Source organism: Actinomyces sp. (assembly GCF_030524025.1).
Classification (GTDB): Bacteria; Actinomycetota; Actinomycetes; order Actinomycetales; family Actinomycetaceae; genus Actinomyces.
Map to the genome: position 1 here is coordinate 1 of NZ_JAUNHI010000004.1, position 13,717 is coordinate 13,717.

The following is a 13,717-nucleotide window of genomic DNA, read 5'->3' on the forward strand; positions in this document are numbered from 1 at the left end:
GCAGCAGCTGGCCCAGCCCCGGACCACCCGGGACCACCAACAAGGTAACGGGAGGCGGGTCAGGGGCGCTGGGCGACGGCCTCGATCTCGACCCTGGCGCCCAGCGGCAGGGCGGCGACTTCGAAGGTGGCACGCGCCGGCAGGACCGGCCCCGTGAAGAATCGGGCGTAGACCTCGTTGACGGCCGCGAAGTCGGTGATGTCCGCGAGCAGCACGGTGGTCTTGACGACGTCGTCGTACCCCAGTCCCGCTGCCTGGAGAATGGCGCCCACGTTGGTGAGCACCCGCTCGGCCTGGGCGACGACATCGCCGTCGACCAGCGCCCCGGTGGACGGGTCGAGCGGCACCTGGCCGGAGACGAAGACGAGCGAACCGGGCCCGGCCCCGGTGGAGACTCCCTGGGAGTAGGGGCCGACGGCGGCGGGCGCACCGGTGGTGGAGACGGCAGTGGGCATGGGGGCTCCTTCGCTGGGGTTCTCTCGCCGACCCCGGTCCAAGACGGGCCGGCTCGGACCAGCGTATCCGCGCCCGCCCCGCCGCACCGGCACGCCCCGACAAGCTCCGGAACCACCCGCCCCTCCAGGCCGGCACCCCGCCCCAGTCGGCCCGGCAGGGGCCGGCGCACCCGCGACGAGGAGACGAAGAGACGGCGTACCCCCGCTCGGGACCCGGGCGTCCACCTAGCGGGACTCCCAGGACATCCTCAGTGACGGATGACACACTTGCCGCATGCACTCACGCGCAGGACTCCCCGCCCAACCAGAAGACCTCATCGACGTCGACGAGGTCGTCAACGCCTACTACGAGCTCGTCCCCGACCCCGCCGACCCCACCCAGAAGGTCGTGTTCGGAACCTCCGGGCACCGCGGCTCCTCCCTGGACACCGCGTTCAACGAGGCCCACATCGTCGCCACCACCGCCGCCATCGTCGAGTACCGCCGCAACCAGGGCACCGACGGCGTGCTGTACATCGGCCGGGACACCCACGCCCTGTCCGAGCCCGCCTGGCGCACCGCCATCGAGGTGCTCGCCGGCGCCGGGGTGACCACCGCCGTGGACTCCCGGGGCTCCTACACCCCCACCCCGGCCGTCTCGCACTCGATCCTCCTGGCCAACGGGGCCACCACCCCCGGCGGCGTGCGCACCACCGACCCGGGCCTGGCCGACGGCATCGTCGTCACCCCCTCCCACAACCCCCCGCGCGACGGAGGGTTCAAGTACAACCCGCCCCACGGCGGCCCCGCCGACTCCGACGCCACCGGCTGGATCGCGGCCCGGGCCAACGAGCTTCTGGCCGAGGGCTGGCAGAGCGTACCCCGCGTGCCCATCGCCGAGGCGCTCGACGGCAACTACGTCGTCAAGCACGACTACCTCGAGACCTATGTCGCCGACCTGGAGAACGTCGTCGACATGGAGGCCATCCGCGAGGCGGGGGTGCGCATCGGCGCCGACCCGCTGGGCGGGGCCTCCCTGGACTACTGGGGCGCGATCGGTGAGCGCTACGGCCTGGAGCTGACGGTGGTCAACCCCAAGGCCGACCCGGCCTGGCCCTTCATGACCCTGGACTGGGACGGCAAGATCCGCATGGACTGCTCCTCGCCCTACGCCATGGCCTCGCTGCGCGGCGCCATGACCCCCGACGCCGAGGGCCGCACTCCCTACGACGTCGCCACGGGCAACGACGCCGACTCCGACCGCCACGGCATCGTCACCCCCGACGGCCTCATGAACCCCAACCACTACCTGGCCGTGGCCATCGAGTACCTCTTCACCCACCGCCCCGGTTGGCCGGCGAGCGCGGCCGTGGGCAAGACCCTCGTGTCCTCCTCCCTCATCGACAGGGTGGTGGCGGTCATGGGCCGCGAGCTCATCGAGGTGCCGGTGGGCTTCAAGTACTTCGTGCCCGGGCTGCTCGACGGCTCGGTGGGATTCGGCGGGGAGGAGAGCGCCGGCGCCTCCTTCCTGCGCAAGGACGGCACGGTGTGGTCGACCGACAAGGACGGCATCATCCTGGCGCTGCTGGCCAGCGAGATCATCGCAGTGACCGGCAAGACCCCCTCCCAGCTGCACGTCGAGCAGGTCGAACGCTTCGGCGCCTCGGCCTACGCCCGGATCGACGCCGCGGCCACCAAGGAGGAGAAGGCCAAGCTCGCCGCCCTGTCGCCCGAGGACGTCACGGCCACCGAACTGGCCGGGGAGCCGATCACGGCGCGCCTCGTGCGCGCGCCCGGCAACGACGCCCCCATCGGCGGGCTCAAGGTGACCACGGAGAACGCCTGGTTCGCTGCGCGCCCGTCGGGCACCGAGGACGTCTACAAGATCTACGCCGAGTCCTTCAAGGGCGAGGAGCATCTGGCCCTCGTCCAGGAGGAGGCCAAGAAGGTCGTCTCGGCCGCCCTGGGCTCTTGAGCCCCACCCGGCACCATGGCTGACACCTTCAGGGTCGACGGCACGGCGGAGGCGACTCCCGCCGCGCCGTCGACCCGCTCCCGGCGCGCCCTGGGCATGGTCCGGGTCCTGCGGGCCCTGCGTACGGGAGCCGTGGTCGGGATCGTGCTCCTTGTCCCACTGAGCGCGCTGACCTGGCCGGGATACGTCCCCACGTTCCCGCCCGAGGGCAAGTACGTCGGCATCGCCCCCTCGTGGGCATGACCTGGGTGGTCGTCAGGCTGCAGGACGACCTGTGGCGGCCCGAGCCGCTGGGCCCCCTGGGCAGGCTTCTCCGGCTAGACAGGCCCCTCCGGCTTCCCGCCGCCCCGTGGCGCGGCCGCGGCGCACCCGATGGTGCCGCACCTGACCGCACCGCGCCCGGGTTCCTGCTGAGCACGGCCGTTGCCGAGGACCCCGACGCCGACGGCAACACGTTGGTCAGCACCACCCCGGCGGGCTGGATCGGACCGCCGGGGGACGGCCAGGTCCACCACGACCCCCTGACCCGGGTGCAGTACCAGGACACGAACTACTTCGAGAAGACCACCGTCGCGGCCGCTCCCGAGCCCATGTCCGGGCAGTGACGCCCCACCAGGCGGCAGAGGCGCGTCGCCATGGTCCGGTTGACCACGGCGACGCGCCCTCCGCAGCCTGGGCTGGGCCGCCGCGCATGCCCGATTGGTTAGGCTCACCGTTGTGACACAGCAGCGTCCCTCCGATCCTTCCCAGCGTCACGTCGAGTACGTGTCGGACGAGCCCGAGGCGGAGCCTGCGGCGGCCCCGCCCGCCTCCCCGGGCTCCGAGGACCCCGCCGACGGCCGCGAGCGCGCCGCGATCCCCCACCAGCAGTCGCGCCCGGGCCCCGAGGACGACCGGCTCCTGGCCACCGGTGAGCGGGTGCGCCCCTCCTCGGCCCGCCAGGGAGAGACCGGGCCGACGCCGCGGCCCACCCAGGAGGAGATCCGCCGCCAGCCGGGCAGGCGGGCCTGGGTGCCGCAGCAGCACGGCGCCTGGTCCATGCTCATCGTCCCGCCCCTGGTGGGCTGGGTCGTCGGCGGGGTGAGCTGGGTCAACCTTGTGCTCCTGCCCGCCTGGTGGGGCGCCTACTTCGCCTACTGGGCGTGGTCGCAGTGGCTCCGCACCCGCTCGGCGCGCAAACGCGCCCTGCTCGTGCTGCCCCTGGGCGTATACACCGCGTGGACGGCGGGTCTCGCCCTGCTCACCATCGTCGCGGCGCCCTACCTCATTGAGTGGGTGGTGCCGCTGGCCCCACTGCTCGCTCTCGCCGCCCACCAGGTCTGGCGGGGTCACGAGCGCTCGCTGGCGTCGGGGCTGGCGACAACCGCCGCCGCGAGCCTCATGGCGGCGGTCACCTACAGCGTGGCGGTCGACGGCGCCGGGGGGTTCCTCGGCACGGGCGCCGCAGTGGGGCTGCCCGGCGCGAGCCCCAACGGGGAGCTGGCCGGCTGGTCGTGGATGTGGCTCGTCACCGGGCTGACGGCCGCCTACTTCTGCGGGACGGTGCCCTACATCAAGGCGATGATCCGCGAGCGCTTCAACACCCCGCTGCTGGCGTGCACCGTGGCGACGCACGCGGCGGTGGCGGCGACGACCGTGTGGCTGGCCGCGGGCGGCTACGTGTCGTGGGCGATGGCCGCGCTGTGGGTGGTCCTGGCGGTGCGCTCCCTGGTCATGCCGCTCCTCCAGTGGCACCTGGCCCGCTCCCGCCACCGTCCTTTGCGCCCCGGGGTCATGGGGGTGGTCGAGATCGTCATGTGCGTCCTGCTCCTCATCTCGATCGCCGTGGCCTGACCGCACCACAGCAGCACCGCGCCGCCCGACCGGCCGGCACGTCCTCGCCCCGTCGCTCGACCGGTCCGGTCCGCCGGGTCAGGGCTGCGGCCGCCGTCGTCGGCCCCCTGTCACGCCTCCCGGCCGGCGCGGAAGGCTGCGGCGGCGGCGAGCACCCGCTCGTTGTCAGCCGTGGTGCCGATACTCACCCGCACCCCCTCGCCCCTGAAGGGTCGGACGAGCACGCCGGCCTCGGCGAAGTGCGCGGCGAGCTCCTCGGTACGGGCGCCGACCCCGAGCCAGAAGAAGTTGCCCTGGGCATCGGGGATCTCCCAGCCGCGGTCGCGCAGCGCCGCCACGACGCGGTCGCGCTCCGCGGCGACGACGGCGGCCCTCCGGGCGGTCTCGGCCAGCGCCTCGGGGGCGAGCGCGGCCAGCGCCGCCGCCTGGGCAGGCAGGTTGACGCCGAAGGGCGTTGACACCGAGCGCACCGCACCGATGAGGCCGGGCTCCCCCATGAGGTAGCCCACCCGCATGCCCGCCAGGGCATGCGCCTTGGAGAAGGTGCGTGCCACGACGAGGTTGGGGTGGTCCTCGAGCAGATCAAGGGCGTTGCCCACACGCGCGTCGGTGACGAAGTCGAGGTAGGCCTCGTCAACGAGCACGACGACGTCGGTCGGCAGGCCCTGAACCAGGGCGCCCAGCTCGGCCCGGCTCAGCGTCGGACCCGTGGGGTTGTTGGGGGTGCAGGCCAGGACGACGCGGGTGCGCGGCGTCACCGAGGCGATCATGGCCGGCACGTCGTGGCGGGCGTCCTCGGTCAGCGGCACCCTGACGGCCCTGGCCCCGGCGACCGCGGCGCAGATCGGGTAGGCCTCGAAGGAGCGCCAGGCCATGACGACCTCGTCACCGGGCTCGCAGACCGTGTCCAGCAAGTGCTGAATGAGGGCCACCGAGCCGTTGCCGACGACGACCTGCTCGGGTTCCAGGCCGTGGCGGGCGGCCAGCGCCGCGACGAGGGTCTGACCGGTCATCTCCGGGTAGCGGTTGACGCCGGCGGCCGTCTCGGTCAGGGCGGCGAGGACGGAGTCCTGGACCGGGAAGGGGAGCTCATTGCTCGACAGCTTGGCGACACTTTCGCTGCCGGGTCGCGCTCCCGGGACGTAGGAGGGCAGGCTCGCCACGGCGGGACGAATGCGCACGGGACTCGTGGAGGCGCTCATGGACGCATCCTGCCACCACCGTCCGGTCCGGCGTCCGGTCCGGCGTGCACAGCACCGGCACAGGCCGGCCTGGCAGGATGCTCCCATGGAGTTCATCGTGCGCACCATCGGCAACGCGGCCGGCCTGTGGCTGGCCGTGACCGTGCTGGACGGGATGAGCGTGCCGGGGGCACCCTCGACGCTGCTCATGATCGTCAACCTGCTCGTCGTCGGCCTGGTCCTGGCGCTGGTCAACTCGCTGGTCAAGCCGGTGGCGCGCTTCGTCACCTTCCCGCTGTACATCCTCACCTTCGGCCTGTTCGCGCTCGTGGTCAACGGGGCGATGCTCATGCTGACCAGCCGCCTGACCGACGCGCTCGTGGGGGTCGGCGCCGAGGCCGGGGTGGCCCTCGGCCTGCATGTCGGGTCCTTCGGGACCGCTGTCGTCGGTTCCCTCATCATCGCCGTCGTCTCCTCCCTCATCGTCAGCCTCCTGGGCTCCCAGGACGACTGAGCCCCGAGGCGGGCTCCCCCACCCACCCGGGTGTCAGTCCCGCCACGGCTAGCTGGTGTCCTCGGGGAGCGGCTCGACCTCGCGGGTGATGTCGAAGACCATCTCCGTGGTCTGCGCGTTGTCCTCGCCGGCCCCGGTCAGGGCCGCCAGGCCGTCGTTGTACTGGTCGATGCTCGGGTTGCCCGTCATGCCGTCGGTGGTCTGGGCGTAGACGCTCTGCGCGTGGGGGTGGGTCTCGATGTCGGCGTTGCTGGAGTCGATGGTCACCACGGTGCGCGAGGTGGTGCGCGGGGTGCGGGCCCCGTCGAGGGCGGGCACGACGTCCCGGTCGTCCTCGATGTGCACCGCCTCGACGCTCGAGGGCAGCACCGCACCGGCGGTGGGGGCCCCGGCGGTCAGGACGCTGGTGATCGTGAACTGCTCGGCGATGGCCGGATCGGCGGCGATGTTGACCGCCGTGGCCCCGCCCTGGGAGTGGCCGTAGAGTCCCACCGGCTCCCCGGGCTGGATGCCCGCCTGCCGCATGGCGGTGACGACGGCGGTCTCCATATCGGTCGGGCGGCCCGAGACCGCCTCGAGGTTGGTCAGCTGGTCCTGCGGGTTGGAGTCTCCCAGGGTCCATTCTCTCGTGCCGGGGATGACGACGACCCATGAGTTCGTCCCGTCCTCGTGGGTGGTGCGCAGGATCGAGACGACGCCGCTGTCGGGGCCTTCGGCCTTGACGGAGTCGGCGTACTCGATCAGCCCCGAGATGGAGTCCAGCCCGAGCGGGTCGCTCGTGCACTGCGTCTGGCAGGCCTGCCCCTCCTGCGCGCCGACCCCGCTCCTCAGGGTGCGCCCCTGCGCCCAGACGCCGCCGCCCACGGCAGCCACCGCCGTCCCCAAGCCGAAGGGGTCATCCACCCCGGGCGGGACCGTGACGCCCTGCCCCCCGCGGGGGGTGACCGTCACGCCGGTGCGCCGGCCGAACTGGGTCTGACCGTTGGACTCCGAGAGCATCGCCAGGTAGTAGGACACGCGCTGCATCGGCGTCAGCGAGGAGGTCTCGACCATCCTGGAGCCCACCTGCACCTGGTCGGGCAGCTGAGCGCTGACCGCGTCGTCGACGCGCGCGGCGGTCTCGGCCAGGTACTGCTCCATGACCGGGGAGACATCGCCCTGGTCCGCCTTGGCGGCCCAGCTGGCCAGGACGGCGAGCAGCAGGAGGTCCCCCGCGACCCAGGTCGTCAGCTCGGCGTCCTGGAGGATGACCTGGAGGTTCTGCAGCGCCGCGGCCGTCCCCGCATCCAGGCTCCCCACCTCCCCCAGGCCCAGCGTGCGCGAGACCGCTCCGGCCATCATGACCACCGCGCCCCAGTTGCTCCACCCCATCGTCAGCGACATGACGCGCACGTACCGCAGGGCCGCCTCGACCTCGGGGCTGGCTCCGGCCGCGTTCTCGGCGGTGCCGTAGGTCTCGGAGGCCTGCGTGACCTGGGAGGCCAGGTCCCGCAGGGACAGGGCGGCCTCGTCGAGGCCGTCCAGGAGGGACTCGAGCGCGTCCTCAGCGGTGGCTCGCCGCATCTCGAAGGCGGACAGGATCGACGGAGGGCCGACAAAGTACGGCACGATGGGGGTCATGGAGGCGTAGATGGCCGCACGGCAGATGGGGCGGTAGAACCCCGGGTGCGCCCACGGGGCCAGAATCGTGATGGGGGACTGTGTACCGAAGGACTCCTCCGGGCCCGCGTCAGGGCTGAAAGGCCCGCCGAGGCTCACCTCGTCGTCGGGCGGGGCCTCGGCGGCACGCACGGCTGCCAGGGCGTCCTCGGCGTGGATCGCGGCGTCATCCAGCCACTGCGCGGCGGAGGTGAGCGTGGCGGCGAAATCGTCCAGCTCCTCGGTGCTCACGGCGTAAGCACCCCCAGTGACGTAGACGGTGGTGCCCTCCTGCTGGCCCGGCCACATGAGCTCGCCCGGGCGGCAGATCCCCGTCTCGGGCTCAGCGGTCGGCGCGGGGCCGGGGGTCGCCGACGGCGTACGAGCCGGCTCGTCGGACGGGGCCGCCGCGGGCGTGGGTGCGGGGTCGGCTGCCGGATAGGGCGCCGGATTGCGTCCCGGTGCGGGGTCGGCCACCGGAAAGCCCGCTGAATCGGCGACGGGATAGGGCGCGGGCGCTGTCGAGCTCATGAGGACTCCTTGTGCTAGTCGGTGCTAGTCGGCGGCCATGTCGTCCAGGGCGGAGATGGCGTCGTAGGCGGTGGTCAGCAGGGCGTCGAGCCCGCTGAGAAGGAGGACGGCCTCGTCGAGGTCGGTCTGGCAGGCGTTGGCGGCCAAGCCCGTCCACCCCGAGGGGACCAGGGTCGGCACCATGGCGACCGCGGTATCGGCGTCGTCCTGCGCGAGGGAGACGTGTGAGGAACTCATGCCTCGACCGTAGGCGGCCCACGGCGCCCGCCGCTCAGGGCCTGTGGACGCGACGGGCGCCGGGGTGCACGAACCGTGCCTGTGGAGCACCTCTATGCGGGACTCCACTGGCCGGCAACCGGCGCCCATGATCGCCCTCACCCGGCCGTGACCCGCTCACCCCGAGACCGGGACTCACGTCCTCGGCCCCGAACTCGTGCACCCAGGCCGTGGCTCCCACCCCGCCCCGGAGAATCAATCCTCTAGACGAGGTCGCGACGACCCACGAGCCAGGCGCCCCCGGCCAACAGCGCCGCCGCCAGACCCGTCAGGACCAGTGCACCCGTCCAGTCGAGAGCGGGCGAGCCGGGGCCCAGCGCCAGGACCGGTGGCACGTGCTCAAGCACCGACAGGTTCCGCAACCACTGGGGCAGGCCGAGCAGGTCGGACACCAGGGTGAGCATGGCCGTCCAGGCGAACAGCCCCCACACCGCGGCACCCACCGCCCTGCCGACGCCGGTGACCAGTGCTCCCGCACCGATGAGTGCGAGGCAGGCCGGCCACGCGCCGAGCGCGGAGATCAGTGCGTCGCGGGCCAGTTCCCACTGTCCGGTCGTCGCCGCACTGGTCACCCCCAGGCAGGCGGCGCCCGCGACGATGGTGGCCAGGCTGCCTGCGGCGGCGGCCGCGGCCACGGTGCACACCCGCTGGGCGCGGGGGCGAGGAGCCGCCAGGATCGCCTCGGCGCGGCCGGCGAGCTCGTCGCGCCACGCCGATGCCACGACCGTCATGCCCGCCCCGGCCGCAAGGAGCGCCACGAAGGCGAAGAAGACCGACACGTAGCTGCGCGGGGCGAAGCTTCCCCCGAGGAAGGCGGTGAAGTACTCCGACTCCTGAGAGATCGTGCCGAGAGCTCCCTCGAGGGAGCCGGCCAGTCCGCCATAGAGGGCGGCCATGGCCACCGCCCCGGCCACCCACCACAGCGCGGCTCTCGCCTGGATGCGCAGCGCCAGGGCCCACGGGCCGCGCGGCCCCGGTCGTCCCAGGCCGGGAGGGCTCGGCCAGGCGATGGCCGGTGCCTCCAGGTCGCGTCGGGAGGCCAGGCGCAGCGCGAGGAGGGCCACGGCGTCGGCGACGAGGATGAGGACCACGGCCCACCCCCAGCTCTCCCCCGCCCAGGGGCGCATGGCCTGGGCCCAGCCGATCGGGGACAGCTGGGAGAGCCACGCACCCTCCTCCCCCATCGCGTGCAGGACGTCGCCGACGGCGCGCAGGCCGAAGGCCGCGAGCAGTGCCAGGAACGCCAGCCCTCGGGCCGAGCGCGCCGACGGCGCGACCTGGGCGGCCAGGAGCGCCGCGGCTCCCAGGCACATGCCCACACCCAGCGACCCGGCGGTCATGGCCAGGGCGCCGGGGACGGCCAGCCCTCCCAGGACGAGCCCGGCCACGATTCCCAGGCCGACGGCGGTCAGGCAGATGTCGAGCACGAGCAGCACGACCCAGGCCTCGGCCCCGGGTCGCAGGGCGCCGGCGCGCACGAGGCCGGCCTGGCCGGTCTCCTCGGTGGCGCGGGTGTGGCGGATGACCAGGACGACGGCAAGCGCTGCCACCCCCAGGGCGACGTAGAGGAGGAGCTCGTTGGCGACGAGTGCCGCCAGGCTCGGGGCGACGCCGTCGGCGACCCCCTCCATGCCGTGGCCCGGTCCGGTGAAGGCGGCCATGCTCGGGGTGCGTTCCAGGGCGCCTGCGGCCAGGCGCAGCTGCTCGGTGCTGTAGCTCCTGCCCAGGGCGTCCACGGAGTACCAGCACAGGGCACCCAGGCCCAGGACCCATACGACCAGGCCCCGCAGCTCACGCAGGAGCATCGCCCGGGCCAGCGCCGCCAGGGCCATGACCTCGGCGAGGCGGTCCCCGACCGGGAAGGGCTCGGGCGGGGCTGCCTTCGGCGCCGCCCCGGAGGGCGCCGGCGAAGGGCTCCCCGGGCCGCGTTCGTCGGCCGGACCTGCGAGGTTGCCGGCCGCGCCGCTCATGCCGGGGCTCCGTTGTCGTGCCTGCGGGCGTGCGCCAGGAAGACGGACTCAAGGTCGGTGCCGGCAGTCAGGGCGAGGTCGTCGGCGGTGCGGCCCCGCAGGACGATCGTGGCGCGCGAGGCCAGTGCTGTGACCTCGGACAGGACATGGCTGGACAGCAGGACCGCGGTGCCTCGCGCGGCGGCCTCGCGCACCAGCTGGCGAAAGACCTCCTCCATGAGCGGGTCGAGGCCGGTGGTGGGCTCATCGAGGACGAGCAGCTCTGTGTCCACCGAGAAGGCCGCCACGAGGGCCACCTTCTGCAGGTTGCCCGTCGAGTAGGAGCGGATGCGGCGGCTGGGGTCGAGGTCGAAGCGCTCAATGAGCTCGTCGCGGCGCGGGGCGCGACCGGACAGGCCGCGCAGGCCCTCGAGGGCGTCAAGGGCCTGGGCGCCGGTCAGCGAGGGCCACAGCGCGGCGCGGGCGGGAACGTGGGCCAGACGGCGGTGGAGGGACACGGCGTCGGACCAGGGGTCGCCGCCCAGGACGCGTGCCGTCCCGGAGCCGGCGCGGATCATGCCCAGCAGGATCCGGATGGTCGTGGTCTTGCCGGCGCCGTTGGGCCCCAGGAAGCCGACGACCTCTCCGGGGTCGACCCGCAGGTCCAGTCCGTCCAGGGCGCGAACGGCTCGCCGCCCCCTGCCGAATGTCTTGCTCAGGGCGGTGACCTCGACTGCCGGAGGCGCCGTGCTGCTCATGGCCTCATTGTCCCCCGGGGAGATGCGGCCTGGTCGACACCGGTGTCATATGTCCCGATCTCGAGGTGCCATATGTCCCGATCTCGCGGAGGAGTCGGGGCGGGGTGGGTGGGCAGGTGCACCTGCGACAATGTCGCCATGAGCCGTGAGCCCCGTGTCGACCTGTCCATCCTCACCCCGCCCGTCGCCCTGGGGCCGCTGGACGGCCGCTACCGCGCGGTCGCCGCCCCGCTGACCGACCACCTGTCCGAGGCCGCCCTCAACCGCGCCCGGCTGCACGTCGAGGTCGAGTGGCTCATCCACCTGACCGACCACCGGATCCTGCCCGGCGCCCCGTCCCTGTCGGACTCGGAGAAGGCCTACCTGCGCAGACAGGTCGAGACCTTCGGAGCGGCCGAGATCGCCGAGCTGGCCGCGATCGAGGCCGAGACCCGCCACGACGTCAAGGCCGTGGAGTACCTCCTCAAGCGGCGCCTGGCCCAGGCCCCGACCGCCCCGGGCCTGGCCGGCGCCGAGGGCGGCGCCACCGTCCTGCCCGGCCTGACCGAGGTCGTCCACATCTTCTGCACCTCCGAGGACGTCAACAACCTGTCCTACGGCGTGACCATCCGCGAGGCGATCGAGCAGATCTGGCTGCCCGCCGCCCGCGGCCTGGTCGCCGACCTGTCGACCATGGCCCGCGAGCACGCTGACGCCGCCATGCTCGCGCGCACCCACGGCCAGCCCGCCACCCCCACGACGCTCGGCAAGGAACTGGCCGTCCTCGCCTTCCGCCTGTCCCGTCAGGTCCGCCGCGTCGAGGCCACCGAGTACCTGGGCAAGATCAACGGGGCCACCGGCACCTTCGGGGCTCATGTCGTGGCCGTCCCGGGAGCCGACTGGCAGGCCGTGGCCCGCTCCTTCGTCGAGTCCCTCGGCCTGACCTGGAACCCGCTGACCACCCAGATCGAGTCCCACGACTGGCAGGCCGAGCTCTACGCCGACATCGCCCGCTTCAACCGCGTGGCCCACAACTTGGCCACCGACGTGTGGACCTACATCTCACTGGGCTACTTCCACCAGCGCCTCAGCGCCCAGGGCTCCACCGGCTCCTCGACGATGCCGCACAAGGTCAACCCGATCCGCTTCGAGAACGGCGAGGCGAACCTGGAGATCTCCTGCGCCCTGCTCGACTCCCTGGCCTCCACCCTCGTCACCTCCCGCCTCCAGCGGGACCTGACCGACTCCACCACCCAGCGCAACATCGGTGTCGCCCTGGGCCACTGCCTGCTCGCCATCGACAACATCCGCCGTGGCCTGGCGGGCCTCGACGTCGACCGCGAGCGCCTGGCCGAGGACCTCGAGTCCACCTGGGAGGTCCTCGGCGAGGCCGTCCAGCAGGCGATGCGCGCCGCCGCCCTGGCCGGCGCCACCGGCATGGCCGACCCCTACGAGCGCCTCAAAGAGCTGACCCGCGGCAAGAAGGTGACCCCCGAGGACATGCGGGGCTTCATCCGCGGCCTGGGCATGCCCGAGGACGTCGAGGTGCGCCTCCTGGCGCTGACCCCCGCCACCTACACGGGGCTGGCCGCACGGCTTGTCGAGCACCTCGAGGCCTGAGCCCAACATCGTCCCCCGAGCCCTTCCCCGGCGCCTCCGCGGCGCTGCCCCCCGGAGCCTTCCCCGAGGCGCCCCCGGACGCCCAGTGGCCCGGGACTGAGGTGGCCTCGACGTGCTCGCACGGCCCTCGAGGTCGAGCAGGCGGTCCTCGTCGTCGTCGTCGCCCAGCGAGCCCTCGGTTGCCACACAAAGTATGCCCCAGGCCGATGGCCGCGCGCGGGACCCGGTTCACGCCTTGACCTCGATACCCCCTAGGGGTATGTTGTCGGTCGTGGCCGCAGGGGCTTGAAGCACCCGGGTCACGGCAGCCAACCCAGACACTGCCGACACCGGAGACACCCGCGAGGAGATGACGATGGCCGGCTACTCGCAGACCCAGGCGGACCACCTCAGGCGGCTGCGTCGCATCGAGGGGCAGGTCCGCGGGATCTCCCGCATGGTCGAGGAGGAGACCTACTGCATCGACGTCCTCACCCAGATCGCCGCTGCCACGCGTGCCCTCGAGGCCGTCGGCCTCAGCCTCATCGAGGACCATCTCAGCCACTGCGTCCTCCACGCCGCCCGCTCCTCCGAGGAGGAGGGCCGAGCCAAGATCCGCGAGGCCTCCGAGGCGATCGCCCGGCTCGTCAAGTCCTGACAACCGCCGCGGCCACACCGGTCCCATCCACGAGACCAACACCCACACTGCCCACACTGCCCACCCTGCTAACCCCAATAACACCGCCAACACTGAGGAGCGCATCATGGCCGACTTCACCGCCGACGGCGTCGACCGCACGACCACCCTGAGGATCTCCGGACTGACCTGCGGCCACTGCGTCGCACACGTCACCGAGGAGCTCGAGGCCATCGAGGGGGTCAAGAACGTCTCGGTCATCCTCAACAAGGGCGGCCAGTCCACCGCCACCGTCGTCTCGGACGTCGTCGTCGACGACGCCTCCCTGGCCGCGGCCATCGCCGAGGCCGGCGACTACACCCTCGATGCCGTGGAGCGGGACCGGCCCTGACCCGTCCCCCAGCGCCTGGAGC

14 protein-coding genes are annotated in these 13,717 nt (G+C 72.8%); 8 read left to right on the plus strand and 6 right to left on the minus strand.

Annotated elements, in window-relative coordinates:
* Positions 1–59 precede the first annotated feature (59 nt).
* Entirely contained in the window at positions 60–455 is a 396-nt protein-coding gene (locus Q4C85_RS02935; protein WP_303139374.1) for a RidA family protein, read from the minus strand.
* Between the two features lie 274 nt (positions 456–729).
* On the opposite strand from Q4C85_RS02935, the gene pgm reads away from it, so the two are divergent.
* From pgm to Q4C85_RS02955, 4 genes are all read left to right on the plus strand, one after another.
* On the plus strand, positions 730–2,409 hold the full coding sequence (pgm, locus tag Q4C85_RS02940; RefSeq protein ID WP_303139376.1) for a phosphoglucomutase (alpha-D-glucose-1,6-bisphosphate-dependent): 1,680 nt from the start codon (positions 730–732) through the stop codon (positions 2,407–2,409).
* 15 nt (positions 2,410–2,424) lie between these two features.
* Positions 2,425–2,652, plus strand: coding sequence for a hypothetical protein (locus Q4C85_RS02945; protein ID WP_303139379.1), 228 nt, complete (start codon positions 2,425–2,427; stop codon positions 2,650–2,652).
* Positions 2,649–3,014, plus strand: coding sequence for a hypothetical protein (locus tag Q4C85_RS02950; RefSeq protein ID WP_303139382.1), 366 nt, complete (start codon positions 2,649–2,651; stop codon positions 3,012–3,014). Before Q4C85_RS02945 ends, Q4C85_RS02950 begins: the two co-directional genes overlap by 4 nt.
* A gap of 112 nt (positions 3,015–3,126) precedes the next feature.
* The gene (locus tag Q4C85_RS02955; protein WP_303139383.1) at positions 3,127–4,242 is read left to right on the plus strand and encodes a YwiC-like family protein; all 1,116 of its coding nucleotides are present in this window, start codon (positions 3,127–3,129) and stop codon (positions 4,240–4,242) included.
* Positions 4,243–4,352: 110 nt separating this feature from the next.
* On the opposite strand, the gene hisC is transcribed toward Q4C85_RS02955, so the two are convergent.
* Positions 4,353–5,444, minus strand: coding sequence for a histidinol-phosphate transaminase (gene hisC, locus Q4C85_RS02960; RefSeq protein WP_303139385.1), 1,092 nt, complete (start codon positions 5,442–5,444; stop codon positions 4,353–4,355).
* 85 nt (positions 5,445–5,529) lie between these two features.
* On the opposite strand from hisC, the gene Q4C85_RS02965 reads away from it, so the two are divergent.
* The gene (locus tag Q4C85_RS02965; RefSeq protein ID WP_303139386.1) at positions 5,530–5,937 is read left to right on the plus strand and encodes a phage holin family protein; all 408 of its coding nucleotides are present in this window, start codon (positions 5,530–5,532) and stop codon (positions 5,935–5,937) included.
* A 48-nt stretch (positions 5,938–5,985) separates the two neighbouring features.
* On the opposite strand, the gene Q4C85_RS02970 is transcribed toward Q4C85_RS02965, so the two are convergent.
* From Q4C85_RS02970 to Q4C85_RS02985, 4 genes are all read right to left on the minus strand, one after another.
* Positions 5,986–8,106 (minus strand): hypothetical protein, encoded by a 2,121-nt coding sequence (locus Q4C85_RS02970; RefSeq protein WP_303139388.1) that lies wholly within the window; start codon positions 8,104–8,106, stop codon positions 5,986–5,988.
* 24 nt (positions 8,107–8,130) lie between these two features.
* Positions 8,131–8,343, minus strand: coding sequence for a hypothetical protein (locus Q4C85_RS02975; RefSeq protein WP_303139390.1), 213 nt, complete (start codon positions 8,341–8,343; stop codon positions 8,131–8,133).
* A gap of 242 nt (positions 8,344–8,585) precedes the next feature.
* Positions 8,586–10,352 (minus strand): hypothetical protein, encoded by a 1,767-nt coding sequence (locus Q4C85_RS02980; RefSeq protein ID WP_303139392.1) that lies wholly within the window; start codon positions 10,350–10,352, stop codon positions 8,586–8,588.
* Positions 10,349–11,089 carry an ABC transporter ATP-binding protein gene (locus Q4C85_RS02985; RefSeq protein WP_368501401.1) on the minus strand — a complete coding sequence of 247 codons (741 nt, stop codon included), beginning with the start codon at positions 11,087–11,089 and terminating at the stop codon, positions 10,349–10,351. The genes Q4C85_RS02980 and Q4C85_RS02985 overlap by 4 nt, the downstream gene beginning before the upstream one ends.
* Before the next feature lie 138 nt (positions 11,090–11,227).
* On the opposite strand from Q4C85_RS02985, the gene purB reads away from it, so the two are divergent.
* The 3 genes from purB to Q4C85_RS03000 all read left to right on the plus strand — a co-directional run bounded on the left by purB (position 11,228) and on the right by Q4C85_RS03000 (position 13,695).
* On the plus strand, positions 11,228–12,688 hold the full coding sequence (gene purB / locus Q4C85_RS02990; protein WP_303139394.1) for an adenylosuccinate lyase: 1,461 nt from the start codon (positions 11,228–11,230) through the stop codon (positions 12,686–12,688).
* A 355-nt stretch (positions 12,689–13,043) separates the two neighbouring features.
* Entirely contained in the window at positions 13,044–13,325 is a 282-nt protein-coding gene (locus Q4C85_RS02995; protein WP_303139396.1) for a metal-sensitive transcriptional regulator, read from the plus strand.
* Positions 13,326–13,431: 106 nt separating this feature from the next.
* Entirely contained in the window at positions 13,432–13,695 is a 264-nt protein-coding gene (locus tag Q4C85_RS03000) for a heavy-metal-associated domain-containing protein (protein ID WP_303139397.1), read from the plus strand.
* Positions 13,696–13,717: the final 22 nt, after the last annotated feature.

Bases quoted from the DNA above. Each gene is read 5' to 3' on its own strand.
- pgm (WP_303139376.1), top strand. From the start codon at position 730: ATGCACTCACGCGCAGGACTCCCCGCCCAACCAGAAGACCTCATCGAC.
- Q4C85_RS02935 (WP_303139374.1), bottom strand. From the start codon at position 455: ATGCCCACTGCCGTCTCCACCACCGGTGCGCCCGCCGCCGTCGGCCCC.
- Q4C85_RS02985 (WP_368501401.1), bottom strand. From the start codon at position 11,089: ATGAGCAGCACGGCGCCTCCGGCAGTCGAGGTCACCGCCCTGAGCAAG.
- Q4C85_RS02945 (WP_303139379.1), top strand. From the start codon at position 2,425: ATGGCTGACACCTTCAGGGTCGACGGCACGGCGGAGGCGACTCCCGCC.
- Q4C85_RS02980 (WP_303139392.1), bottom strand. From the start codon at position 10,352: ATGAGCGGCGCGGCCGGCAACCTCGCAGGTCCGGCCGACGAACGCGGC.
- purB (WP_303139394.1), top strand. From the start codon at position 11,228: ATGAGCCGTGAGCCCCGTGTCGACCTGTCCATCCTCACCCCGCCCGTC.
- Q4C85_RS02965 (WP_303139386.1), top strand. From the start codon at position 5,530: ATGGAGTTCATCGTGCGCACCATCGGCAACGCGGCCGGCCTGTGGCTG.
- hisC (WP_303139385.1), bottom strand. From the start codon at position 5,444: ATGAGCGCCTCCACGAGTCCCGTGCGCATTCGTCCCGCCGTGGCGAGC.
- Q4C85_RS03000 (WP_303139397.1), top strand. From the start codon at position 13,432: ATGGCCGACTTCACCGCCGACGGCGTCGACCGCACGACCACCCTGAGG.
- Q4C85_RS02975 (WP_303139390.1), bottom strand. From the start codon at position 8,343: ATGAGTTCCTCACACGTCTCCCTCGCGCAGGACGACGCCGATACCGCG.
- Q4C85_RS02995 (WP_303139396.1), top strand. From the start codon at position 13,044: ATGGCCGGCTACTCGCAGACCCAGGCGGACCACCTCAGGCGGCTGCGT.
- Q4C85_RS02970 (WP_303139388.1), bottom strand. From the start codon at position 8,106: ATGAGCTCGACAGCGCCCGCGCCCTATCCCGTCGCCGATTCAGCGGGC.
- Q4C85_RS02950 (WP_303139382.1), top strand. From the start codon at position 2,649: ATGACCTGGGTGGTCGTCAGGCTGCAGGACGACCTGTGGCGGCCCGAG.